The organism is Hydrogenophaga soli (genome assembly GCF_054777695.1).
The window spans coordinates 120,292-141,201 of the sequence record NZ_BAAHAK010000006.1 but is presented as its reverse complement, the minus strand read 5'-3'; the positions used below and the strand labels follow the sequence as shown (position 1 = coordinate 141,201).

Genomic DNA, 20,910 nt, shown 5'->3' with positions numbered 1-20,910 from the left:
CATTGGTGCATTCTTCTATTCATAAAAACTCATTAAGGGAATCCATGTTCAACACCCTACGCGCCCGTTTGATTGCCCTTTGTGTGGCCATCACCACGCTCTCATTGCTGACCCTGGGCATCGGCACCTTTGCCGTGGAACGCGCCAACACCCTGCAAGCCCTGGACAACCGCATGGGCCAGCTGACCCGCATCCACGCGGCCGAGCTGACCCAGTGGGTGAAGGAAAAACAACGCATCACCAGCTCGCTGAAGGTGGCGGTGACCCAGGCCGACGCCATCCCCTTCCTGGATGCATCCAAACAAGCCGGCGCATTTGACGACACCTATTTCGCCTTCACCGACAAGCGCTTCGTCACCTCCCACCCGATGCCCGCCGGTTATGACGGCACCACCCGCCCCTGGTACAAGCAGGCCATGCAAGCAGGTGGGGCGGTGCTGACCCCAGCCTACACAGATGCAAGCACAGGCAAGCTGACCATCACCTTTGCCGAGCCTTTTGGCCCCTCGGGTCAATTCCAGGGGGTCATTGCCACCGACATGCACCTGGACACCGTCACCAAGACCGTGACCGCCATCCGCCCCATGGACAAGAGCTTCGCCTTCCTGCTGGACGGCGAAGGCAAGCTGTTGGCCCATGCCAAGCCCGAGCTGGCACTCAAGCCCGTGTCGGACCTGTCACCCAGCCTCAGCCCGGCCCAAGTCACCCAACTGGCCGACAGCGGCCAACGCGCCGACGTGACCATCGACGGGACCGACCTCATGCTGTACGCCGCCAAGGTGGAAGGCACGCCGTGGACCCTGGCCATTGCCGTGGACCGGGCACAAGCCACCCAGCCGGTGCGTGACATGCTGGTGCTGGCGCTGAGCATCACCATCCTGTGCACGCTGGTGGCTGTGGTGCTGGTCACCCTGGTGGTGCGCCAGCAGCTCCACCGCTTGGACCGGGTGCGCGACGCGCTCAACGACATTGCCTCCGGCAACGGCGACCTGACGCGCCGTCTGTCCACCCAAGGCAATGACGAACTGGCCCACATTGCCACGGCGTTCAACCAGTTCGTGGACAAGATTGCCGCCACCATGGTGCGGGTGCGTGAATCGGCCGAATCGGTGCGCCATGCCTCCAGCGAAATTGCCAGCGGCAACCGCGACCTGTCCAACCGCACCGAGCAACAGGCCAGCTCCCTGGAGGAAACCGCCTCGGCCATGGAGGAGTTGACCGCCACGGTCAAGCTCAACGCCGACAACGCCCGTCAGGCCAACGAGCTGGCCGCCCAAGCGTCCAACGTGGCCACCCACGGCGGTGAAGTGGTGGGCCGGGTGGTGCAGACCATGGGCGGCATCGAAACCTCGGCCCGCAAGATCGTGGACATCATCGGCGTGATCGACGGCATCGCGTTCCAGACCAACATCCTGGCGCTCAACGCAGCCGTTGAAGCAGCCCGGGCCGGTGAACAGGGCCGCGGCTTTGCGGTGGTGGCCAGCGAGGTGCGCAACTTGGCGCAACGCAGCGCCACGGCGGCCAAGGAAATCAAGACGCTGATCGACGACTCCGTGGCACAGGTCACCTCCGGCAGCCGTTTGGTGCAGGACGCGGGCGCCACCATGGAACAGGTGGTGGACAGCGTGCGCCGCGTCACCACCATCGTGGCGGAAATCAGCAACGCCAGCGGTGAACAAAGCACGGGCATCGCCGAGATTGGCAACGCCGTGGCCCACATGGACCAGGCCACCCAGCAAAACGCTGCCCTGGTGGAACAAGCCTCGGCCGCTGCCCAGGCACTGCGGGAGCAGTCCGTTCAACTGGCCGACGTGGTGGCAGGCTTCAAGTTGTGATCACAGCCCGGCGCGCGCCTTTTGCCGCAGCGCCTGGTGCGCGGGCCGGTTCAGGCACCGGTCCAACCAGGTCAGCGTGAGCGGGAAGCCCTCCAGCAGCCCCTTGGCGGGTTTGGCCCAGCCCACCACCGAGGCCACGCACAGGTCGGCCACGGTGAAGCGATCGGCAGCCAAGTGACTTTGCCCCTTGGCCTGCTGAGCCTCCAGGTGCCGCTCCAGCACGGCCAGCGGCACACGCAGGCGCTGCTCGGCGGCATCGGCCAGCTCGGGCTTGCGCTGGTCGGCAGGCATGGCCAAGCGGTGCATCAGCACCGTGAGGGCATCTTTTTCCACCTCGGTCACGGTCCAGAAGCTCCAGCGCAGGGCTTCGGCCTCCTCGGTCGCGTTGGCGGGGCTGATGGACTGGCCATCGGCCCGGCCATGCACACGCGCCAGGTACAGCGCACAGGCCATGCTCTCCCACACCGTCACCCGACCCTCGGGCCGGTCGTCGGTGAGGACCGGGATGTGCCCATTGGGGTTGAGGGCCAGCATCTCGGGGGTGCGGGCACCGCCATTGAGGTAGCTGACCGATTCGTGCCGGTAGCTCAGGCCCAGTTCTTCCGCGGCCCACAGCGGGCGGATGGCACGGGATGCGGCAATGCCGTGGATGGTGATGGCGGGGGTGGTCAAGGGTTGTCTCCAGAGGTCAGCAAATCCTGCAATTCGGCCAGCGTGGCAACTTCTTCGTGGGGCACGTGGTCGGTTTCGGACCAGAGCTGCTCGCTGCGGTTGACCCACACGGTCTGCATGCCCGCGCCCAGGGCTCCCACCACGTCCAGGTGGGCATCGTCCCCCACGTGCAGCAGTTGGTCAGCGCTCAGGCCCACGGCCTGGGCCGCGGCTTCAAAAATGCGCCGGTCTGGCTTGGCCACGCCCAGCCCCACGGCGGTGATGCGGGCCTGGAAAAAATGCGCCAAGCCAATGGATTCCAGGTCGGCATTGCCATTGGTCACCGCCACCAGCGGGTAACGTTGGGCCAGCCAGTGCAGGGTCTCCAGCGCGTCGCTGTACAAGTTCACGCGGTTGCGCTCGGCATAAAACACGTCAAACGCCGGTTGGGCCAGTTCCGGTGTGTCACCCGCCTTCACCAACGCCCGCCGGATGGCCTCCAGGCGGATGGCCCCCAGGTTGTGTGCCAACTCGGGATGGTCGCGCAACACCTGTTGCCGAATGTCGTGCCGGGCGTGCGGGTTGGCAAACAGTGCCGACGTCATGGGCGCGTGCTGGTTCAGCCAGGCCGTCAGCACCCGCTCGGCGGCGTCGATGGCGGGCCAGATGGGCCACAAGGTGTCGTCCAGATCGAGGGAAATGGCGCGGATGCGGGCAACGTCAAGCATGGTGGTCGAGAATACCGCATGCTTTTTTCATCCCCCTTCCAGCCCGAGCCGCCCCACCGCCATGGCCAGCCCCAGCGCACCGCGGTGCTGTACTGCAACCTGGGCACCCCCGACGAGCCCACGGCCCCCGCCCTGCGCCGTTACCTGGCGCAGTTTCTGGGCGACGCGCGGGTGGTGGAAATCCCCAAACCCCTGTGGTGGCTGATCCTGCACGGCATCATCCTGCGCGTGCGGCCCGCCAAGTCGGCGGCCAAATACGCCAGCGTGTGGACACCCGAAGGTTCCCCCCTCAAGGTGTGGACGGCCAAGCAGGCCGCGCTGTTGCAGGGCTTTCTGGGCGAGCGTGGCCACCGCGTGACCGTGCGTTACGCCATGACCTACGGCAACCCCTCGGTGGCCGCAGAGTTGGACAAGCTCAAGGCCGAAGGGCACACCCGCATCCTGCTGCTGCCCGCCTACCCGCAATACAGCGGCACCACCACCGCCCCGCTGTTTGACCAGGTGTATGCCTGGGGCCAGCGCACCCGGCACCTGCCGGAGCTGCGCTTCATCAACCACTTTCACGACCACCCGGCCTACATCCAGGCCCTGGCCCACAGCGTGCGTGCCCACTGGCAACGCGAGAGCACCCAGGGCGGACAGGCCGACAAGCTGGTGATGAGTTTCCACGGCGTGCCCGAACGCACCCTGCACCTGGGCGACCCCTACCACTGCGAATGCCACAAGACCGCCCGGCTGCTGGCGCAGGCGCTGGGCCTGTCGCCCACGCAGTATGTGGTGACCTTCCAGTCGCGCTTTGGCAAGGCCAAATGGCTGGAGCCCTACACCGAACCCACGCTGATCGCCCTGGCCCAGAAAGGTGTGAAGAGCGTGGACGTGATCTGCCCCGGCTTCCCCGCCGACTGCCTGGAGACACTGGAAGAAATCAACCAGGAAGCCCGCGAAGCCTTCCTGCACGCGGGCGGCCAGCGCTTTGGCTACATCCCCTCCCTGAACGACGGCGCCCCCTACATCCGCGCCCTGACCGACCTGGCCGAAGCCCACCTGGGCGGCTGGCCCACCCGCACGGCACCCGATGCTGAGGAACTGGCCGCCTGCCAGGCCCGCGCCATGGGCATGGGGGCCAAGGCCTGAACACCGCCGCTTGACCCTCACCCTGCGTGAGGGTTGACACTGAGTACTCCACAGGCATTGAACGAGGAAGCCACGTGTTGTTGCTCAAAGTTGGCGAGCTGGCCGCCCGCACCGGGCTGACGGTGCGCACGCTGCACCATTACGACACCATCGGGCTGCTCAAGCCCTCTGCTCGGTCGGAGGCCGGTTATCGGCTCTACAACCAGGGCGACGTTGCGCGGCTGCACGCGGTGCAGGCCTTGCGTCACCTGGGGCTTTCACTGGCCGAAGTGGGTGACATGCTGGACCGTGGCGGAGAAGGCTTGGGCGACACCATGGCCCGCCAAGTCCGAGCACTGGACCACGAAATCACCCGCGCCACCGAGCTGCGTGCACGGCTGCAACTGCTGCAAGAGCGCCTGACCACCGGCAGCGAACCCGACATGGCGGACTGGTTGTCCACGCTGTCGCTCATGGCCACTTACGCCAAGTACTTCAGTGCGGCGGAACTCAAACGCATCCTCGACAACCGCAAGGCTCAGGCCGCGATCTGGGAACGCCTGATTGCCGACGTGCGAGTGGCCATGGGCCAGTCGCTCTCCCCCCACAGCCCGCCGGTGCAGTCGTTGGCGCTGCGCTGGATGAACCTCACCCTGGAAATGATGGACGACGACTTCCAGCTGATTGAACGTTGGGGAACCATGTACAACGCCGAGCCCGTGGGACAGTTCAAGAACGGCCCGGGCCCCGAGGTGGTGGGCTTCATCAACGCCGCCATCGGCTTGCGCATGGCCGCCATGCTGCGACACATGACCCTGGCCGAGCTGCACACTCTGCGCACCGTGCCCCAAGCGGCCATCGACCAGCTCAGCCGCGACGCCATCGCACTGCGTGAATCTCACACAGACCTGACCAGTCCCGCCGCACGGGACCTGATCGGCCGCTGGGAGCAGTTGATGCTCGGCGTGTGTGGCGATCAGCCCACGTTGCTGCGAAAGATGCTGGTGGCCTACACCGTCGAACCGCTGCTCAACGGCACCACCGTGTTTGCTCCCGAAGCGCTGAACTGGATCAAGCAGGCCCTGATCGCGCAAGAGCACCCCTTGTTGTCCACCCTGCTGCCCCCTGAAACGTGAAGTGCTTGACCCTGACGTTGCGTCAGGGCCGACCATGGCGATTTCACAGAACTCATCCAAGGAATGAATGATGAAGCCGCCACTGCCCACACCAAACCACCCCCAAAAAATTGACCGTGCCACACTGATGCGCGACCGGAACTTCCGCTGGTTGATGGCGGGCGCCGTCATTTCCTTGCTGGGCGACCAGTTCACCCTGGTGGCGTTGCCTTGGCTGGTGTTGCGCATGACGGGCGACCCATTGGTGCTGGGCACTGTGCTGGGCCTGATGAGCCTGCCCCGCGCCGCCTTCATCCTGATTGGCGGGGCGGTGGTGGACCGCTACTCTCCCAAAAAGGTCCTGATGGCCACCAAACACGTCAACACCCTGCTGCTGGCGGCCCTCGCCGCCCTGGTGCTGTGGGGAGGGCTGACGCTCTGGGGCGTGTACGTCCTGGCGTTTGCAATTGGCCTGTCCACCGCGTTCAGCATCCCGTCGGCCACGTCCATGCTGCCACATGTGATGGAGAGGGCCCATCTGCCTGCGGCCAACGGGGCGATGATGGGGCTGCGCCAGGTGTCCATGTTTCTGGGCCCGCTGTTGGCTGGTCTGCTGATCATGGTGTTTGGCGACGGTCCTGAGGGCACCGCCACAGCAGGAGCGGTGACCGACGCCACGGGCCTGGGCGTGGCCTTTGGGGTGGATGCGTTGTCCTTCCTGCTGTCGGCCTGGACGTTGGCCCATGTGCAGCCTCGCAGACCCGACGAACCTGCCCCCGTGGCCAATGCCACTCCGCCCGCTCACACTGCCATGTGGGCAGCAGTGCTCTCGGGCCTGCGACATCTGTGGAACGACCGCGACATGCGCCTGTGCTTCATGTACTGGGGGGCGGTGGCCGTGCTCATCACGGGGCCGGTGCACATTGCCGTGCCCGTGCTGGCCAGTACGCTGAACCTGGGAGCCGCGGCCTTGGGCATCCTGCTGGGGGCGCATGGAGCCGGAACGCTGCTGGGCATGGCCGTGGCCAGCGCACGGCCCGGCCTGCGCTGGGGAACGCTGGGCAGCACCATGCTGGCGGTGGACGTGGCTGTGGGCCTGTTGTTCATGCCACTGGGCCTCATCCACGCCACCTGGCAAGGGGCGGTGCTGCTGGGCGCCATCGGTGTGCTGGGCGGGTTCATGCAAGTGGCCATCTTCAGTTGGCTGCAACAGCGCACACCGGCACCGTTGATGGGGCGCGTGATGAGCATGTTCATGTTCATCTTCCTGGGTTTGGCCCCCCTGTCGGGGGCCGTCGCAGGCTGGGTGCTGCGCACCATCACCCTGCCCCAGCTGTTCCTGGGCACGGGCGGGCTGCTGACCTGCCTGGCTTTGCTTGCCCTCGTGGCCACCCCGGTGAGGGCGGTGGCCGACACACCGCAGACCGCCCCGCACTGACTCTGTGCGCCTGTGGTCTTCAGGCTGAAACAGCGGCCAACAGGCCCTGTGCCGCCGACTCGGCCTGCACCGCGGCCTGGAATCCCGGCAGGCCCACCTGGTTCAACACCCGTTTGAACTCGCGGGCCACCGCAGGCTGCAAGGCCGCCAAACGGGAGCAGGCCGACCATGAGGCCGTGGCCAGTTCGTCCACCGGCACGGCGGCATGGATCAGGCCCCATTCCACGGCTTGGCGGGCGTTGAACTCGTCGCCCAACAACATGAGGGCCTTGGCCCGGGCCAGCCCGGCCGTGGCGGGCAGGATGGCCGTGAGCCCGCCGGTGACGAACACGCCCAGCGATGCCTCGGGCAGTTTGAAGCGGGTGTTGTCGGCGGCGAACACCAGGTCGGCATTCATCATCCATTCCAGCCCGGCCCCCAGCGTCCAGCCGTGCACGGCGGCCACCACGGGCTGGGGCAGGTTCACCAGGGCTTGGGACACGGCCTGCACCAGCTCCAGGTCACGGTCGGTGGGGGCGGCACTCACGTCGCGCCCGGCGCAGAAGGCCCGCCCCTGCCCTTGCAGGCGGACCACACGCACCTGGGGGTCAAGGGCGGCGGCGTTCAGCGCATCCAGCAAGGCGGCGGCCAGCTCGTTGTCGATGGCGTTGAGTTTGGTGGGTCGGTTCAGCACCAGGGTCAGCACCGCGTCCTGGCGCTCGATGCGCAATGTGGGTTCGGTCATGGCGGGTCAGCGTTCAGACGCCCGCAGAAAGGCGGTGACGGTGTCCAGCTGGTCGGGCACGTTGAGCGCGGGGGCATGGCCGCAGCCCGGCACCTCCACCACCGTGAGCTGCCCACGGGCACCCGGCCCCCGGGTGTGCATCTGCGCCACCGTGTCTTTCAGCACCAAATCGGACTCGGCCCCGCGCAGACACAACACCGGGATGGTGATGGCGTCGTAAGCGTCCCAGATGACGTAGTCGTTGGGGTGGTTCACAAACTGCTGAACCATGGCCGGGTCGTAGTGCGGGGTCACCCGGCCATCGGGCAGGCGGCGGGTGGAGGTTTCGGTCAGCCGCCGCCATTGAAGGTCGCTCAACCAGCCATAGGGTTTGTAGACCTGTCGGAAAAAGGCTTCCAGCTCGGCCACGGTGTCAAAGGCCGGGGGCTGCCCCGCGTAGGCCTTGATGCGCTCGATGGCCGGTTGCGCCAGCTGCGGCGCGTTGTCGTTGAGCACCAGGCTGCGGATGCGGCCCTTCAGGCTGGGCTCGGCCCAGCCTCCGGCACACACCGTGCCAATGGCCCCGCCCATGGAGGTGCCCACCCAGTGCACGCGGTCCAGGCCCAATTGGTCCAGCAGGTCACGTGCCTGGGCCGCGTAATACGACAACTGGTACTGCTGCGCCGGGTCGCTGGCCCACTGGCTCAGGCCCCGGCCCACCGTGTCGGGGCAAATGACGCGGTAACCCGCCACCGCCAGGTGCTGGGCCAGTTCGTCCATGTCGCGCCCGGTGCGGGCCAGGCCATGCCAGGCCACCACCGGTGTGGCCCCGGCACTGCCCCAGTCCATGAAATGAAGCTCTCGCCCGGCGCAGTTGAGGTAGCGGGAGGTGACGGATGCGGCGGCGACGAAATGGTCTTGGCTCACGGCTGGGGGTACTCCATTTGCAAGGCCACAAACGCGGATGTGGCGGGGCCTTGGGTGTCGGCAATGTCCCTCAGCGCGGCGTCCAGGGCGGTGACGGGTGTTGTGTCACCCAGTGGCTTCAGGGTGCGACGGGGTGCCTTGGGGTCCCCCGCCACCCGGTCCGGAACAATCAGCAACCCACCGCGGGTGCGCACCTCGTCCGCGGTGGGCGAGACGGACACCGCCGTGGAGCGGTAGGTGCGCGAGTAGGCGTCCACCGTGAGCGCCAACGCCACGTCGTTCACGCCCGGTGAAATGGGAACGCCAATCTCCTCGTGCGACCAGAACGCCAGCCAGTTGCTCGCGGCGGTGAGCATGTGGCGCGCCCCCAGCTTGAAGTGGTCGCTCTGGTGGGAGGCACTCCAGTCAGGCACGCCCAGGGCGCGTGCGACGGAAACCGCTCGCTCATGCCCGCCCATGGCCTCCACCAGGGCCAGCGACACCGGAATCGACGCGGTCACCCCCGTGGTGGTGACGACCTTGTCTTGTGCCACATAACGCCGATTGCGCACCCACGTGGTGTCGGGGAACTTCGCCTCCAAATCACCGAACGAGTACCAGTGCCCCACGGCCCGACGCCCCTTGAGCAGGCCCGCATGGGCCACCACCCAAACGCCGTCGCACACGCCCACGATGGTGGCGCCTTTGGCCGCCTGGCTCCTGACCCAGCCCAGCAACGCGGCGTCTTCCGTGCGATGCACGGCGGGCACGATGACGTAGTCGGCCCCTTCGGGAAAGCGGGTGTCGAACGCTTGAACGGTGGCATGCGGTCGAATTTTCAGCGCCGGAAACATCTGGATCGGGCCTGCCTGTGTGGCCAGCGCAAACACGTCGGCCACGCCAGATTCACGCAGCACCCCATAGGGAATGACGTAGTCGGTCACCTCGGTGAACGTGTTCTCCCCGACCACCACCACCACGGGCCGTGAGCGGCCCGCTTTGGCAACGTAAGGCGGGATGCCTGCGCCGTTGTCCGAACGGTTCGGCACCGGGCCCTGATCGGGCGTCGATGCAGCAAAACCAACGGTGGCAAGCAGGCTGATGGCCAAAACGGCAACGCGGTGGAAACGGTGGAAACGTTGGAATGGGCGCATGGGAGTCGGTCAACAAGGTCACGGGGCCTTTTGTGCACACACGCACCACCCGGCCAGGCCCCGCATGCCGGTGATGATGCATGAATGGCGCCACTCCATCCGTTGTGTGCCCATTCAGCCTCCATGGAGGTGCCTTTCTGCTCGGCACGGGAAAAATCAAAAACAATAGCAAACACCCCAAATGAAAAAAGCGCCAGAGGCGCCTTTTTCGTTCAATCCAGCAAGCACTCAAGCGGCCATGCCGGGGTTGCCGTCCATGCCCACCAGCTTGGGGGTGTTGATCTTGCGCGGGCTGATGGTCTTGTGGTTCTTGAAGTAGGCCTCCATCACGTCCCAGATGGGGTCACCCTTGGCCCCCTCGGCCACCGGAGCCCAGCCGGCCACCTTGTACTTCTTGTCGGCGTCGATGGGTTTGCCGTTGAGCATCATGTTGTTGATGCGTTTGCCCGCACCGGCCTTGGGGTCGCAGGTGTATTGCAGGCCCCCCACGCGCACCATGTCACCGCCCTGCTGGTAGTAGGGGTCGGGGTTGAAGAGGTTGTCGCACACGTCTTCCATGACCGTCTTGATGGTTTCGCCGGTCATTTCGGTCAGCGTGCTGGCGGGATAGGTGATGGCCACCTGGTCCATCATCAGCTCGCGGGTGATGGCCTGGCCTGGCAGGATGGTGGTGCCCCAGCGGAAGCCGGGGGAGAAGGCCATGTCGGCACCCTTCACCTCCATCAGCGCGTCCACGATGAGCTGGTCCCACGAGCCGTTGAAGTTGCCCCGGCGGTACAGCAGGCCTTCGGAGACGGCCAGCGTTTCGTCCAGCTTGGCCTTGAAGGGCGCACGCACCTTGTCGATGTAGGCCTGCATCTCGGCATCAGCCGGGAGCAGGTTGGCGAACACGGGCAGCAGCTTGTAGCGGAAGTCCTGCACCTTGCCGCCGCGCACGTCGAAGTCGAGCACGCCCAGGAACTTGCTGTTGGAGCCCGCGTTGGTCACCAGCGTCTGGCCCTTGGCGTTTTTCACCACCAGGGGGGCGGGCATGCCGTCGTGGGTGTGGCCGCCCAAAATGGCGTCGATGCCGGTCACGCGCGAGGCCATCTTGAGGTCCACGTCCATGCCGTTGTGGCTGATGACGACCACGGCCTGTGCGCCCTTGGCCCGCACCTCGTCCACCATCTTCTGCATGTTGTCGTCCTGGATGCCGAAGCTCCAGTTGGGCACCATGTAGCTGGGGTTGGCGATGGGGGTGTACGGAAAGGCCTGGCCGATCACGGCCACGGGCACGCCGTTCATTTCCCGGATGACGTAGGGCTTGAACACCGGGTCGCCAAAGTCCTTGGTCTTGACGTTCTGCGCCAGGAAGTTCAGCTTGCCGTCAAAGTCCTTTTCGATGATTTCGGTCACGCGCTGCTCGCCGTAGGTGAACTCCCAGTGCGGGCACATGGCGTCCACGCGCAGCAACTTGCAGGCGTCGACCATGTCTTGCCCGTTGGTCCACAGCGCGGTGGCACTGCCCTGCCAGGTGTCGCCACCGTCGAGCAGCATGGCCTGCGGGCGGCTGGCGCGCAGCATCTTGATGAGCGTGGCCAGGTGGGCAAACCCCCCCACCTTGCCGTAGGTCTTGGCGGCCTTCTCGAAGTTGAGGTAGGTGAAGGCGTGCGCCTCCGCCGTGCCCGGGCGGATGCCAAAGTGCTTGAGCAACCCTTCGCCCACGATGTGCGGCGGGCGGCCCACCGCTTCCGACACACCCAGGTTGACGTTGGGCTCGCGGAAGTGGATGGGCATCAGCTGCGCATGGCAGTCGGTGAAGTGCAGGAAACTGACGTTGCCAAACTTGGGCAGGTCGTACAGCTTGCCCACCGCGCCGGGCTTGGCGGCCAGCACGTCTTGGTGGTCCAGGGCCATGCCGCCCGCGCTGGCCACGGCCAGCACCTGCATGAATTCGCGGCGCGAAAAGCTCATGAAAGGATCCTTGTCACTGGTTGACGGGGGACTTGGGGTCCAGCAGCAAGGCCATGACGTGCTGGATCTGCTGCGGGTTCAGCACACCGTTGTGGCCAGCACGGGGCATGAGGGAACACGCGTTGTACGCATGCGGGTTCCAGATCTTGCCCCAGGTGTACTCCACGATGGCCTTGGCGGCTTCGGCGTTGGGGTCAGTCACGCCACGCAACTTGCCGTAGTTCCAGAGGCTGGGGCCGATGGTGCCGTAGGAGATTTCCTTCTTGTCGATCTGGTGGCAGTTGTAGCAATTGCCCCCGTTGACCACCTTGGCGTCATCGGACCAGGTCATGCCCCGGCCGCTCTGGGCGATTTTTTCGCCCTCTTTCCAGTCGCCCAGGAATTTGCCATCGGCGGGCCATTGGATGGTCTTCATGGCGGCGGCCTCGATGGCCTTGGCGGTTTTTTCGTCCACCGGCTTGCCCGCCACATCGGCGGCACTGCAGGCGGCCATCAGGTCGTCCTGCTTCAAGCGCTCGACCTTGACGCCGTTCTTGTCCTGGAACGACGCCTGGGTGACGGCGGCAGCCAGCTTGTCGTGATCGGCACCACCGCCACGAACGGCGCAGCCCGCGAGGATGGCGGCGGTCAGAGGAACCAGGGTCCACATCATTTTTTTCATGTCAGGGTCTCCTCAACGCTTCAGGGCAGGAACAATGGATTCGGCGCCCTTGGCATTGACGCCCATGTACACGCTCAGGGCGATGGTGGCGTCACTGCCCCACTTCGGCTCCGGGAAACGTTGCTGGCGGTAGCAGTCGTTCAGGCGCTTTTGCATGGGCCACATTTCGGAGTTGGAAATGCGGTAGGCCGGCCATGCCGCGAATCCCACGCCATCGCCTGGGTTCTTGGTCAGGTTGGGCAGGTCCTGCAAGCGAATCCGCTTGTCATCCTGGCCATGGCAGGTGGCGCAGGAGAAATCGTGCGGACCGGCACGGTGGAAAAACAGGCGTTTGCCCACTTCGTACATGTCGGCCATGTGCTTGTTGTCCGCGGTCACCGAGAAGCGCATGCCCTTGGACTCACCACCGATCCAGGTGGCCAGTGCGGTGAGGGTCACCTGTTCACCTTTGCCATAGGGCGTTTTGTAAAGGGTGGCCGCGTCAAAGCCTTGCAGCTTTTCCATGCAGGTGACCAAGCGGGTTTCGAGATCTTGCACCTTGCCGGTGTCGGCAAAGTACTTGGGCAACTGGACAAATGCGCCTTTGACAACACCTGGGCCCAGGCCCAGATCGCACTGTTCCAGCGACACGTTCTTGGGGCCGCGCTTCTGTTTCCAGAGGTCTTCACCCTTCATTTCGAACAGCTCGGCGGGGTTGCCGTCGGCCAGCATTTCACGGAACTTGGCGATGCCAGCGGCTGCGGAATCTTGTGCTTGGGCCGAGGCTGCCGCCAACCCCAACAGGGCACCCATCGCCAGAATGCGTCTTTTCATTGTGTTGTCTCCGGGCAAGGAAATACAAAAAACCAGCCCTCCCCCGGGAAGGGCCTGGGAAGCGCGTCATCGCCCATCAGGCGATGGCGGCCTCGTCGGTGCGGCTGTCGCCCTTGCTGTCCACCCACTTGACCGACACCTTGTCGCCCTTGTTGCCGCCCTTGAACTTGAACGACAGGAAGGGGTTTTGCGACACGGCGCCGCTGAACTGGGCCTTGAGCACGGTCTTGCCGTTGCAGGTGGCTTCCAGGTCCTTGATGTAGTGGGCGGGCACCACGGCGCCGGAAGCGTCCTTGCGGAGACCCGACTCCATGGGGTGGGACATGAGGACACGGACTTCGACCACGCCGTCCTTGTTGGCGGCACGGATGCGCATTGGATCTGCCATGACTGGACTCCTGACTTGAATGAATGGGGTGTTGATGCGACCTGAAGGTCAGAGACGGTGACGGCAGCGGATCAGCCGCCGCAACCGCCCAGGGTGACCTTGGTTTCCTTGGTGGCAGAGAACCACTTGCCATCGGCCTTGACCACGGCCAGCACGTTGGTGGACTGGCCCATCTTCAGGCGGGTCTGCACGGAAGCCTCGGTCCCGGCGGGAATCTCGAACCCGGCGGCCAGCGGCGTGGGGTTTTTTTCGACGATCAGGTAGATGTCGGTGGTGTTGGGGATGTTGCTGGTGGCGCCCACGGGCACCACAGCACCGTTTTCGGCGATGTCGGGGGCAATCACAGTGACCTGGTCGCTGGTGGCGGGCGTGCCCCCCAGGGCCTTGAGGGCGTCGGCCAGGGTTTTGACGTCAAAGGCGGCGCGGTCCACGGCGGCCTGCGCCTGGCTCTGGGTCACCAGACCCAAGGCAATCAGGGTGCCGAATGCGCTGGTCGTCTTGATGACGGAGCGGCGGGTGCTGTTCATGTTGAACTCCTTGTTGAAATTGAAACGACAGATGACGGTCATTGGCCCGCAGGCTTGGTGGTGTCCACGCCCCGCACCGGTCCCACCAGGCGGTTTTGCTCCACCAGGTTGCCCTGGGCGCTCTTGGCGTAGTCGGGCAGCACGGAGGTGATCTTCACGTCGGTCGGGCAGTTGTTCATGCAGGCCACGTTTTTCACATCCCCCTTGCCGTTGGCTTTCCACATGTCCTTGTAGAACACCATGCCGTTGCGGTTGGGCATGCGGGCCTGAACGTCGGCCATGTTCTTGTCAGACAGCGTGTAGTCCTGCGGCACCACCTCGGCCAGGCTCAGCAGGTAGGCCAGCACGCTGTACACCTCGTCGGTGGACAGGGACTTGGGGGCCGTCCAGGGCATGGCACGGTTGATGTAGTCGAACAGGGTGGACACCGTGGCCACCTTCATGAGGGTGGTTTTTTGCGGTGCGGTGCTCTTTTGCCCTTCCACCAGGCCTTTGACCCGACCGGTCTTGATGTCATCCGCCGTGGTGCCACCAATGATGGGGGTGAACACCTCGTTGGACTCGCCAAACTGGCCGTGGCAAACCGCGCACTTGTCTTCCCAGATGGCTTCGCCCTGCGCCACGCTGCCGGAGCCCTTGGGCAGGCCCTTGAAGTCGGGGCGCACGTCGATGTCCCAGGCCTTGACCTCGGCGGGCGTGGCGTCACGCCCAACGGCCATGAGGGCGGTTTTGGAGTCGGCCAGCGCGGAGCCCGCGCACAGTGCGCCCAGCACCACGGCCACCGCAGAAAGTTGGAAGGGGTTTTTCATCAGAACACCTGCACGTTGGAGACTTCGCCGTTTTCAGCCACTTTCCAGGACTGGATGGCGTTTTGGTGGTAGACCGAACGGGTGCCGCGCACGGCCCGCAGCTGGTTCATCTTGGGCTGCACATAACCGGTGCTGTCGATGGCACGGCTTTGCAGGATGGCGGGCTTGCCGTCCCACACCCAGTCGATGTTGAAACGCGTCAGTGCCTTGGGCAGGATGGGCCCTTCCAGCCGTGCGGTGCGCCAGTTTCGGCCACCGTCCACGCTCACGTCCACACGCTTGATGCTGCCGCGGCCCGACCAGGCCAGGCCGGTCACGTTGTAAAAGCCCTTGTCCAGCAGCAACTGGCCAGCCGACGGGGTGGTGATCACGCTCTTGCACTCCTGCACGCCGCTGTACTGGCGGTGGGTGCCGTCGGGCATGTGGTCGATGTAGTGCACCGCCTCGTCCTTGGATGCATAACGCTCGTCGCCCACCTCGATGCGGCGCAGGTATTTCACCCAGCTCACGCCCTGCACACCCGGCACCACCAGGCGCAGCGGGTAGCCGTTTTCGGGGCGCAGCATTTCGCCGTTCATGGCCCAGGCGACGATCACGTCGTCCATGGCGCGCTCGATGTCGATGGTGCGGGTCATGGAAGAGCCGTCGGCCCCCTCGGCCAGCACCACCTTGGCGTTCTTCTTGTCGTAGCCGCACATGTCCAGCAGCGTGGACAGCAGCACCCCGGTGAATTCCGAGCAGCTCAGCATGCCGTGCGAGTACTGCACCGACGACACCGCCACGTTGCCCCATTCGGTGGCGGAGTTGGCACCACACTCGATGAAGTGGATGCGCGAGACGCTGGGCAGGCGCATCAGGTCGTCCATGGTGAACACGCGCTGGCGCTTGACCATGCCGTTGATCATCAGGCGGTGTTTGGAGGGGTCAATGTCCCACCAGCCCTGGTGGTGACGCTCAAAGTGCAAACCGCTGGGCGTGATGATGCCGAACAGGCCCTGCAGCGGCGTGAAGCTCACCGAGGCTTGGGGCACACGGGTCAGGCCGGGGCTTTCGCGGCGCACCAGGTTCTTTTCCCACTGGCTGGGCACGCCATAGGGGTTGGTGGCCACGGGCATGCCCAGGCCCTTGGTGTGCTCGGGCAGGGTCAGGATGGCGTCTTCCCCCTCCGCCGCCGTGACGGCACCCGCCTTGGCCGCTGCGGCCACCCCCGCCCCCATGGCCAGGGCCTTGCCCATGAAGCTGCGCCGTGCCTTGCGTGCCTTGTCGAGCATGTCTGGGCTCAGGTGGTTCTCGGGCGCAGGCACAACCCGCCCGATGACTTCTCTCAAGTCTGTAGACACTTGTTTTTTCCTTCTGGTTGGAGGGGGAACGAGGACGACGAAGGGCACTGCGTGCGGTCGCACCCGATCTGGGCGGACACCGTCCGGCACAGGTCCGGAAACAGGTTTTCAGTGACCCGATAAAACACCTGCGTGCCTTCCCGGCGACGCGACAGCACACCCGCCTGGTACATCAGCCCCAGGTGGCGCGAGGCATTGGCCTGCGCCATGCCGGTGGCGGCGATGATGGCGTTGACACTTTTTTCTTCGCAGCACAGCGCATGGATGATCTTGAGCCGCGCAGGCTCTGCCAACACCCCGAAGTAGCGTGCGGCAGATTCAAAAACCTCTTGCGGGGCAGCCAAGTCCATGTCTCCGTTTGTTTGCTCGAATGGAAATATATGCGCAGTTGCTAATATATGGATTAGTGTAAACCCGCAAACCCAACACACACTGACAAGGCACGCCCTGATAACCCCGCGGGGTATGTCAGGGTACGCCAAAACAAGGCAGGCATCATTCAGGGTTTCCACGATCACGCGGAAGCGAACGCAGCCGCTAGCATGAATCGCAATATCGGCAACCACTGATATACAAGTGACTTCGCCTCACCCCACATGGAGCACACACACCACATGAACACCACGTCACGAATCCTGCTGGGCACGGCCCTGGCGCTGGGCGCGGCCCTGGCGCAGGCCCAGGTGGCCCAAGTCAAGGTGTGGGCAGCGGCCTGCGCCAACTGCCACGGCACCAACGGTCAGGCGCAGCCGGGCATTGAGCCTCTGGCGGGCAAAGACAAAGCTGAGATGCTGCAAAAGCTGCTGGATTTCAAAGCCGGGCGCAAGCCCGCAACCCTCATGCACCAGCTCTCCAAGGGCTACACCGACGAGCAACTGGCCGACATTGCCGGCTACTTCGCCGCTCAGCCCAAAAAAGCCCCCTGAACCCGGACCGGAGAGAACCTCATGCAACGTCGTCAATTTGTTCAAACCCTGGGTGCCGGGTCTGCGCTGGGCACGGTGGGCCTGATGTCAGGCTGCGCCACCACCGGCAGTGGCCCCAGCATCGGCAGGGTCGTGGTCATTGGCGGGGGCTACGGCGGTGCCACCGCCGCCAAGTACCTGCGCCTGTTCTCCGAGGGTTCGGTGGACGTGACCCTGGTCGAGCCCAACGAAGCCTTTGTGTCCTGCCCCATGTCCAACCTGGTGCTGGGTGGCTACAAGACCATGGCCGACATCACCACGCCCTATGACAACCTGCAAAGGCGCCATGGCGTCAAGCGGGTCAAGGACAGGGTCAGTGCCATCGACGCCGAGAAAAAGGTGGTCAAGCTGGCTGGCGGCGGCGAGTTGCCGTTTGACCGCGTGATCGTCTCACCCGGCATCGACTTCATGTACGAAAACCTGCCCGGCATGGCCTCTGCCGACGCCCAGGCCAAGGTGCTGCACTCGTGGAAAGCCGGCCCGCAGACCGTGGCCCTGCGCAAGCAGCTCGAAGCCATGCCCGATGGGGGCACCTATGTGCTGTCCATTCCGCTCGCCCCGTACCGCTGCCCACCCGGCCCTTATGAGCGCGCCTGCTTGGTGGCCAGCTATTTCAAGAAGGCCAAGCCCAAGAGCAAGGTCGTCATCCTCGACGCCAACGACGACGTGATTTCCAAAGCCGCGTTGTTCAAGAAGGCCTGGAGTGAGCATTACAAGGGCATCATCGACTACCGCAACAAGAGCAAGGTGGTGGACGTGGATGCCGCCACCCTCACCGCCAAGCTGGAGTTTGGGGACGACGTCAAGGCCTCGGTGTTGAACGTGCTGCCCGACATGCGGGCGGGCGACATCGCCGTCAATTCCGGCCTGGCCACGGCCAACAAGCGTTGGTGCGAGGTGGACTTCCTCACCTTCGAATCCAAAGCCTCCAAGAACGTGCATGTGCTGGGCGACGCCATCCAGATCGCTCCGGCCATGCCCAAATCGGGCCACATGGCCAACCAGCACGCCAAAACCTGTGCCGCCGCCGTGGTGTCGTTGCTGCAAGGCAAGGAACCCCCTGCCCTTCCCATCTACGCCAACACCTGCTACAGCTTCGTGACCGACGAAGACGTGGTGCACGTCTCCAGCGTGCACCGCTACGACGCCGAGAAAAAGACCATGATGCCCGTGGCCGGTGCCGGTGGTGTGTCGGTGGCCGCCAGCGAGCTGGAAGGCCGTTACGCCCACGCCTGGGCGCGCAACATCTGGGCCGACACCCTGGCCTGAAACCCCGACATGCAAAGGACCGACGTGAGCCTGTTCTCCTCCCGCCACGCCCTCCCCGCGCTGGCCGCCCTGGTGGCGGTCGGCAGCCTGCTCTCGGGCCCCTCCGCCTGGGCACAGGCCGACGAAGCCCGTGCCAAGAAGATTGCGGGAGGTTCATGCTTCCTGTGCCATGGGGCGCATGGTGAGTCCACCAGCGAGATTTTTCCCCGCCTGGCCGGGCAGAACGCCGAGTACATCGCCAAGCAGCTCAACGCCTTCAAGTCGGGGGCGCGCAAAAGCACGGCCATGGTGGAAATGGTGGCCAAGCTGACGCCCGATGAGATGGTGGCCCTGGGCCAGTACTACCAAAAGATGGAGCTGCCCCGCGAAGAACCCAAGGAACCCCAGCTGGCCGCCATGGGGCAGTACATCTTCCACAACGGCAACAAGTTCAGCGGCGTGCCGGCCTGCGTGGGCTGCCATGGCACCAACGCGGAAGGGGCGGCCCACCTGCCCCGCCTGGGGCGGCAGATCGCCGCTTATGTCGAGACGCAGCTCAAGCTGTTCAACAAGCGGGAGCGCACCAACGACAACGCCGTCATGCACACCGTGGTCGAAAAAATGACCGCGCTGGAAATGCATGCGGTGGCTGAGTACCTGAGCGGAAAGTGAGCCCTCGCGCCCCACAACCGATTTGATGTGCGAAAGCGCCCAGGGCCTCACGCCCCGGGTGTTTGGAGCTTGGAGCCATGCCACGGACCCCGTGGCATGGCTTTTTTTCTTGTGACGCTGCTGTGACGCGCTGACCCTAGCATGCGCCGCGCAGGCCCATTGGCCTGTCCGGCACACAGGGTGTGACCGGGAAATCACACGCTCCAAGCACAGCAATCACATGAAGAAAAACCTGGCCTTTTCGTTGGGCTGCATCACGCTGATGACACTCGGCATGGCAGCACCGGCTTCGTCGCAAGTCATCATCAACTTCACCAGCACCGCACCCGCCACCAGCGCGGTCCCCCTGTCACCCTGGCTGAGTGCCGCGCTGGCCGTGAGCCTGGCGGTGCTCGGGTTGGCGCTGATCCGGCGTCAGGCCGGGCGCGGGGTGTTTGTGCTCTTGCTGTCCGCACTGGTGGGCAGCAGCGCGCTGATGCAGGTTTCTGACGGGTACGCCTATGGCACGCCCACGCTGCAAACATTGACCACCAGCGGCACCGAGCTGACAGGCACCGACGTGGGCTGGATGACGGGCCCCGTGGTGTGTGGCCCCATTGGCTACGCCTGGGTGAAAAGTGGGCCTGGCACGGCAACCATTGACACCATCAACTTCCGGGCGGGCTACGAAGCACTGAACCCCAGCAGCCCGCCAGGCACTCCCGATGTCACGTTGCCAACGCCCAGCGCCCCCGTGTGCACGGTGGGCACCGTGCTCTCGGGGAGTGCATCTTGTGTGGTCTGGTACGACCGGCGAAACCCTTGCTGATCAGGCGATGCGCGGGGCCAGCTCGCCCTTGTCGTAACGTTTCTGCATCTCTTCCAGGCTGAAGACCTTGCCGATCTTGCTGGCCTGACCGGCGGCGCCAAAGGCTTCGTAGCGCTGCATGCAGATGCCCGACATGGCCTTGGTGGCTTCCTTCAGGAACTTGCGGGGGTCGAAGTTCTTGCGGTCTTCGGCCATGTGGCGGCGGATGGAGCCGGTGCTGGCCATGCGCAGGTCGGTGTCGATGTTGATCTTGCGCACGCCGTTCTTGATGCCTTCGACGATTTCCTCGACCGGCACGCCGTAGGTCTGGCCCATGTCACCACCGTACTGGTTGATGATGGCCAGCCAGTCTTCCGGCACCGACGACGAACCGTGCATGACCAAGTGCACGTTGGGAATGCGGGCATGGATTTCCTTCACGCGGTCGATGCGCAGCACCTTGCCGGTGGGCTTTTGCGTGAACTTGTAGGCCCCGTGGCTGGTCCCGATGGCGATGGCCAGCGCATCCACCTGGGTCTTGGCCACGAAGTCGGCGGCCTCGTTGGGGTCGGTCAGCAGCGCGGAATGGTCCAGCGTGCCTTCGGCACCGTGGCCGTCTTCTTCACCGGCCTTGCCGGTTTCCAGGCTGCCCAGGCAACCCAGCTCACCTTCCACCGACACGCCACAGGCGTGGGCCAACTGGGCCACGCGGGCGGTCACTTCCACGTTGTACTCGTAGCTGGCGGGGGTTTTGCCGTCTTCGCGCAGGCTGCCGTCCATCATCACCGAGCTGAAGCCCGACTGGATGGAGCGAAAGCACACGCCGGGCGACGCGCCATGGTCCTGGTGCATGCACACGGGAATGTGGGGGTAGGCTTCCAGCGCGGCCAGGATGAGGTGACGCAGGAAGGGCTCACCCGCGTACGAACGGGCCCCGGCCGAACCTTGCAGGATGACCGGGCTGTTGGTGGCATCGGCCGCCATCATGATGGCCTGGACCTGCTCCATGTTGTTGACGTTGAACGCGGGCAGACCGTAGCCGTTCTCGGCGGCATGGTCCAGCAGCTGGCGCAGGGAAATGAGTGCCATGGTGGGCTCCTAAGT

General features: G+C 64.9%; 21 protein-coding genes and 1 pseudogene. 8 read left to right on the top strand and 14 right to left on the bottom strand.

The features are described from left to right. Positions 1-44: 44 nt before the first annotated feature. Complete coding sequence (locus ACYVB7_RS12525; RefSeq protein ID WP_460508098.1) at positions 45-1,835, top strand: methyl-accepting chemotaxis protein; 1,791 nt, start codon at positions 45-47, stop codon at positions 1,833-1,835. Here the strand turns inward: ACYVB7_RS12525 and ACYVB7_RS12520 are convergent, their stop codons facing one another. Next, complete coding sequence (locus ACYVB7_RS12520) at positions 1,836-2,507, bottom strand: glutathione S-transferase family protein (RefSeq protein ID WP_460508095.1); 672 nt, start codon at positions 2,505-2,507, stop codon at positions 1,836-1,838. It lies immediately after the preceding gene. Beyond that, positions 2,504-3,214 (bottom strand): HAD family hydrolase, encoded by a 711-nt coding sequence (locus ACYVB7_RS12515; protein WP_460508092.1) that lies wholly within the window; start codon positions 3,212-3,214, stop codon positions 2,504-2,506. The genes ACYVB7_RS12520 and ACYVB7_RS12515 overlap by 4 nt, the downstream gene beginning before the upstream one ends. A gap of 18 nt (positions 3,215-3,232) precedes the next feature. Here ACYVB7_RS12515 and hemH point away from each other — a divergent pair, with 18 nt between their 5' ends. From hemH to ACYVB7_RS12500, 3 genes are all read left to right on the top strand, one after another. Continuing rightward, a complete protein-coding gene (gene hemH, locus ACYVB7_RS12510; protein ID WP_460508090.1) occupies positions 3,233-4,348 on the top strand; it encodes a ferrochelatase in 1,116 nt (371 codons plus the stop codon). A gap of 77 nt (positions 4,349-4,425) precedes the next feature. After that, entirely contained in the window at positions 4,426-5,463 is a 1,038-nt protein-coding gene (locus tag ACYVB7_RS12505; RefSeq protein WP_460508088.1) for a MerR family transcriptional regulator, read from the top strand. A gap of 127 nt (positions 5,464-5,590) precedes the next feature. Continuing rightward, positions 5,591-6,880 (top strand): MFS transporter, encoded by a 1,290-nt coding sequence (locus ACYVB7_RS12500; protein ID WP_460508086.1) that lies wholly within the window; start codon positions 5,591-5,593, stop codon positions 6,878-6,880. Between the two features lie 19 nt (positions 6,881-6,899). On the opposite strand, the gene ACYVB7_RS12495 is transcribed toward ACYVB7_RS12500, so the two are convergent. The 11 genes and pseudogenes from ACYVB7_RS12495 to ACYVB7_RS12445 form a co-directional block, all read right to left on the bottom strand. Continuing rightward, positions 6,900-7,604 (bottom strand): enoyl-CoA hydratase/isomerase family protein, encoded by a 705-nt coding sequence (locus tag ACYVB7_RS12495; RefSeq protein ID WP_460508084.1) that lies wholly within the window; start codon positions 7,602-7,604, stop codon positions 6,900-6,902. A 6-nt stretch (positions 7,605-7,610) separates the two neighbouring features. After that, entirely contained in the window at positions 7,611-8,432 is an 822-nt protein-coding gene (locus ACYVB7_RS12490) for an alpha/beta fold hydrolase (protein WP_460508350.1), read from the bottom strand. 74 nt (positions 8,433-8,506) lie between these two features. Continuing rightward, positions 8,507-9,538: a helix-turn-helix domain-containing protein gene (locus ACYVB7_RS12485; RefSeq protein ID WP_460508082.1), complete on the bottom strand. Its 1,032-nt coding sequence runs from the start codon at positions 9,536-9,538 to the stop codon at positions 8,507-8,509. A gap of 333 nt (positions 9,539-9,871) precedes the next feature. Next, positions 9,872-11,596, bottom strand: a complete 1,725-nt coding sequence (soxB, locus tag ACYVB7_RS12480) for a thiosulfohydrolase SoxB (RefSeq protein ID WP_460508080.1) — start codon at positions 11,594-11,596, stop codon at positions 9,872-9,874. A gap of 13 nt (positions 11,597-11,609) precedes the next feature. After that, positions 11,610-12,257: a sulfur oxidation c-type cytochrome SoxX gene (gene soxX, locus ACYVB7_RS12475; protein ID WP_460508078.1), complete on the bottom strand. Its 648-nt coding sequence runs from the start codon at positions 12,255-12,257 to the stop codon at positions 11,610-11,612. A 12-nt stretch (positions 12,258-12,269) separates the two neighbouring features. Next, entirely contained in the window at positions 12,270-13,070 is an 801-nt protein-coding gene (gene soxA, locus ACYVB7_RS12470; RefSeq protein ID WP_460508076.1) for a sulfur oxidation c-type cytochrome SoxA, read from the bottom strand. Positions 13,071-13,146: 76 nt separating this feature from the next. Continuing rightward, on the bottom strand, positions 13,147-13,458 hold the full coding sequence (soxZ, locus tag ACYVB7_RS12465) for a thiosulfate oxidation carrier complex protein SoxZ (RefSeq protein ID WP_460508074.1): 312 nt from the start codon (positions 13,456-13,458) through the stop codon (positions 13,147-13,149). Positions 13,459-13,529: 71 nt separating this feature from the next. Beyond that, complete coding sequence (gene soxY, locus ACYVB7_RS12460; protein ID WP_460508072.1) at positions 13,530-13,985, bottom strand: thiosulfate oxidation carrier protein SoxY; 456 nt, start codon at positions 13,983-13,985, stop codon at positions 13,530-13,532. 50 nt (positions 13,986-14,035) lie between these two features. Continuing rightward, positions 14,036-14,794: pseudogene (locus ACYVB7_RS12455) on the bottom strand (c-type cytochrome); the annotation flags it as partial. Continuing rightward, complete coding sequence (gene soxC / locus ACYVB7_RS12450) at positions 14,794-16,065, bottom strand: sulfite dehydrogenase (protein ID WP_460508070.1); 1,272 nt, start codon at positions 16,063-16,065, stop codon at positions 14,794-14,796. The gene soxC and the pseudogene ACYVB7_RS12455, both read right to left, overlap by 1 nt. A gap of 53 nt (positions 16,066-16,118) precedes the next feature. Then, complete coding sequence (locus ACYVB7_RS12445) at positions 16,119-16,484, bottom strand: ArsR/SmtB family transcription factor (protein WP_460508068.1); 366 nt, start codon at positions 16,482-16,484, stop codon at positions 16,119-16,121. 264 nt (positions 16,485-16,748) lie between these two features. On the opposite strand from ACYVB7_RS12445, the gene ACYVB7_RS12440 reads away from it, so the two are divergent. The 4 genes from ACYVB7_RS12440 (at position 16,749) to ACYVB7_RS12425 (ending at position 19,827) form a co-directional block, all read left to right on the top strand. Continuing rightward, positions 16,749-17,060 (top strand): c-type cytochrome, encoded by a 312-nt coding sequence (locus ACYVB7_RS12440; RefSeq protein ID WP_460508066.1) that lies wholly within the window; start codon positions 16,749-16,751, stop codon positions 17,058-17,060. A gap of 21 nt (positions 17,061-17,081) precedes the next feature. Further along, on the top strand, positions 17,082-18,368 hold the full coding sequence (locus ACYVB7_RS12435; protein WP_460508064.1) for an FCSD flavin-binding domain-containing protein: 1,287 nt from the start codon (positions 17,082-17,084) through the stop codon (positions 18,366-18,368). A 9-nt stretch (positions 18,369-18,377) separates the two neighbouring features. Further along, positions 18,378-19,019 (top strand): c-type cytochrome, encoded by a 642-nt coding sequence (locus ACYVB7_RS12430; RefSeq protein WP_460508061.1) that lies wholly within the window; start codon positions 18,378-18,380, stop codon positions 19,017-19,019. A 220-nt stretch (positions 19,020-19,239) separates the two neighbouring features. After that, positions 19,240-19,827: a hypothetical protein gene (locus ACYVB7_RS12425; RefSeq protein ID WP_460508059.1), complete on the top strand. Its 588-nt coding sequence runs from the start codon at positions 19,240-19,242 to the stop codon at positions 19,825-19,827. Here the strand turns inward: ACYVB7_RS12425 and fba are convergent, their stop codons facing one another. Beyond that, a complete protein-coding gene (gene fba / locus ACYVB7_RS12420) occupies positions 19,828-20,895 on the bottom strand; it encodes a class II fructose-bisphosphate aldolase (protein ID WP_460508057.1) in 1,068 nt (355 codons plus the stop codon). Between the last annotated feature and the right edge of the window lie 15 nt (positions 20,896-20,910).

Excerpts from the sequence above, each read along its gene's own strand:
- ACYVB7_RS12500 (WP_460508086.1), top strand. The coding sequence starts at position 5,591 with ATGCGCGACCGGAACTTCCGCTGGTTGATGGCGGGCGCCGTCATTTCC.
- soxB (WP_460508080.1), bottom strand. The coding sequence starts at position 11,596 with ATGAGCTTTTCGCGCCGCGAATTCATGCAGGTGCTGGCCGTGGCCAGC.
- soxX (WP_460508078.1), bottom strand. The coding sequence starts at position 12,257 with ATGAAAAAAATGATGTGGACCCTGGTTCCTCTGACCGCCGCCATCCTC.
- fba (WP_460508057.1), bottom strand. The coding sequence starts at position 20,895 with ATGGCACTCATTTCCCTGCGCCAGCTGCTGGACCATGCCGCCGAGAAC.
- hemH (WP_460508090.1), top strand. The coding sequence starts at position 3,233 with ATGCTTTTTTCATCCCCCTTCCAGCCCGAGCCGCCCCACCGCCATGGC.
- soxA (WP_460508076.1), bottom strand. The coding sequence starts at position 13,070 with ATGAAAAGACGCATTCTGGCGATGGGTGCCCTGTTGGGGTTGGCGGCA.
- ACYVB7_RS12425 (WP_460508059.1), top strand. The coding sequence starts at position 19,240 with ATGAAGAAAAACCTGGCCTTTTCGTTGGGCTGCATCACGCTGATGACA.
- ACYVB7_RS12430 (WP_460508061.1), top strand. The coding sequence starts at position 18,378 with ATGCAAAGGACCGACGTGAGCCTGTTCTCCTCCCGCCACGCCCTCCCC.
- soxZ (WP_460508074.1), bottom strand. The coding sequence starts at position 13,458 with ATGGCAGATCCAATGCGCATCCGTGCCGCCAACAAGGACGGCGTGGTC.
- ACYVB7_RS12445 (WP_460508068.1), bottom strand. The coding sequence starts at position 16,484 with ATGGACTTGGCTGCCCCGCAAGAGGTTTTTGAATCTGCCGCACGCTAC.
- soxC (WP_460508070.1), bottom strand. The coding sequence starts at position 16,065 with ATGCTCGACAAGGCACGCAAGGCACGGCGCAGCTTCATGGGCAAGGCC.
- ACYVB7_RS12515 (WP_460508092.1), bottom strand. The coding sequence starts at position 3,214 with ATGCTTGACGTTGCCCGCATCCGCGCCATTTCCCTCGATCTGGACGAC.
- soxY (WP_460508072.1), bottom strand. The coding sequence starts at position 13,985 with ATGAACAGCACCCGCCGCTCCGTCATCAAGACGACCAGCGCATTCGGC.
- ACYVB7_RS12435 (WP_460508064.1), top strand. The coding sequence starts at position 17,082 with ATGCAACGTCGTCAATTTGTTCAAACCCTGGGTGCCGGGTCTGCGCTG.
- ACYVB7_RS12490 (WP_460508350.1), bottom strand. The coding sequence starts at position 8,432 with ATGGACTGGGGCAGTGCCGGGGCCACACCGGTGGTGGCCTGGCATGGC.
- ACYVB7_RS12525 (WP_460508098.1), top strand. The coding sequence starts at position 45 with ATGTTCAACACCCTACGCGCCCGTTTGATTGCCCTTTGTGTGGCCATC.
- ACYVB7_RS12440 (WP_460508066.1), top strand. The coding sequence starts at position 16,749 with ATGAACACCACGTCACGAATCCTGCTGGGCACGGCCCTGGCGCTGGGC.
- ACYVB7_RS12495 (WP_460508084.1), bottom strand. The coding sequence starts at position 7,604 with ATGACCGAACCCACATTGCGCATCGAGCGCCAGGACGCGGTGCTGACC.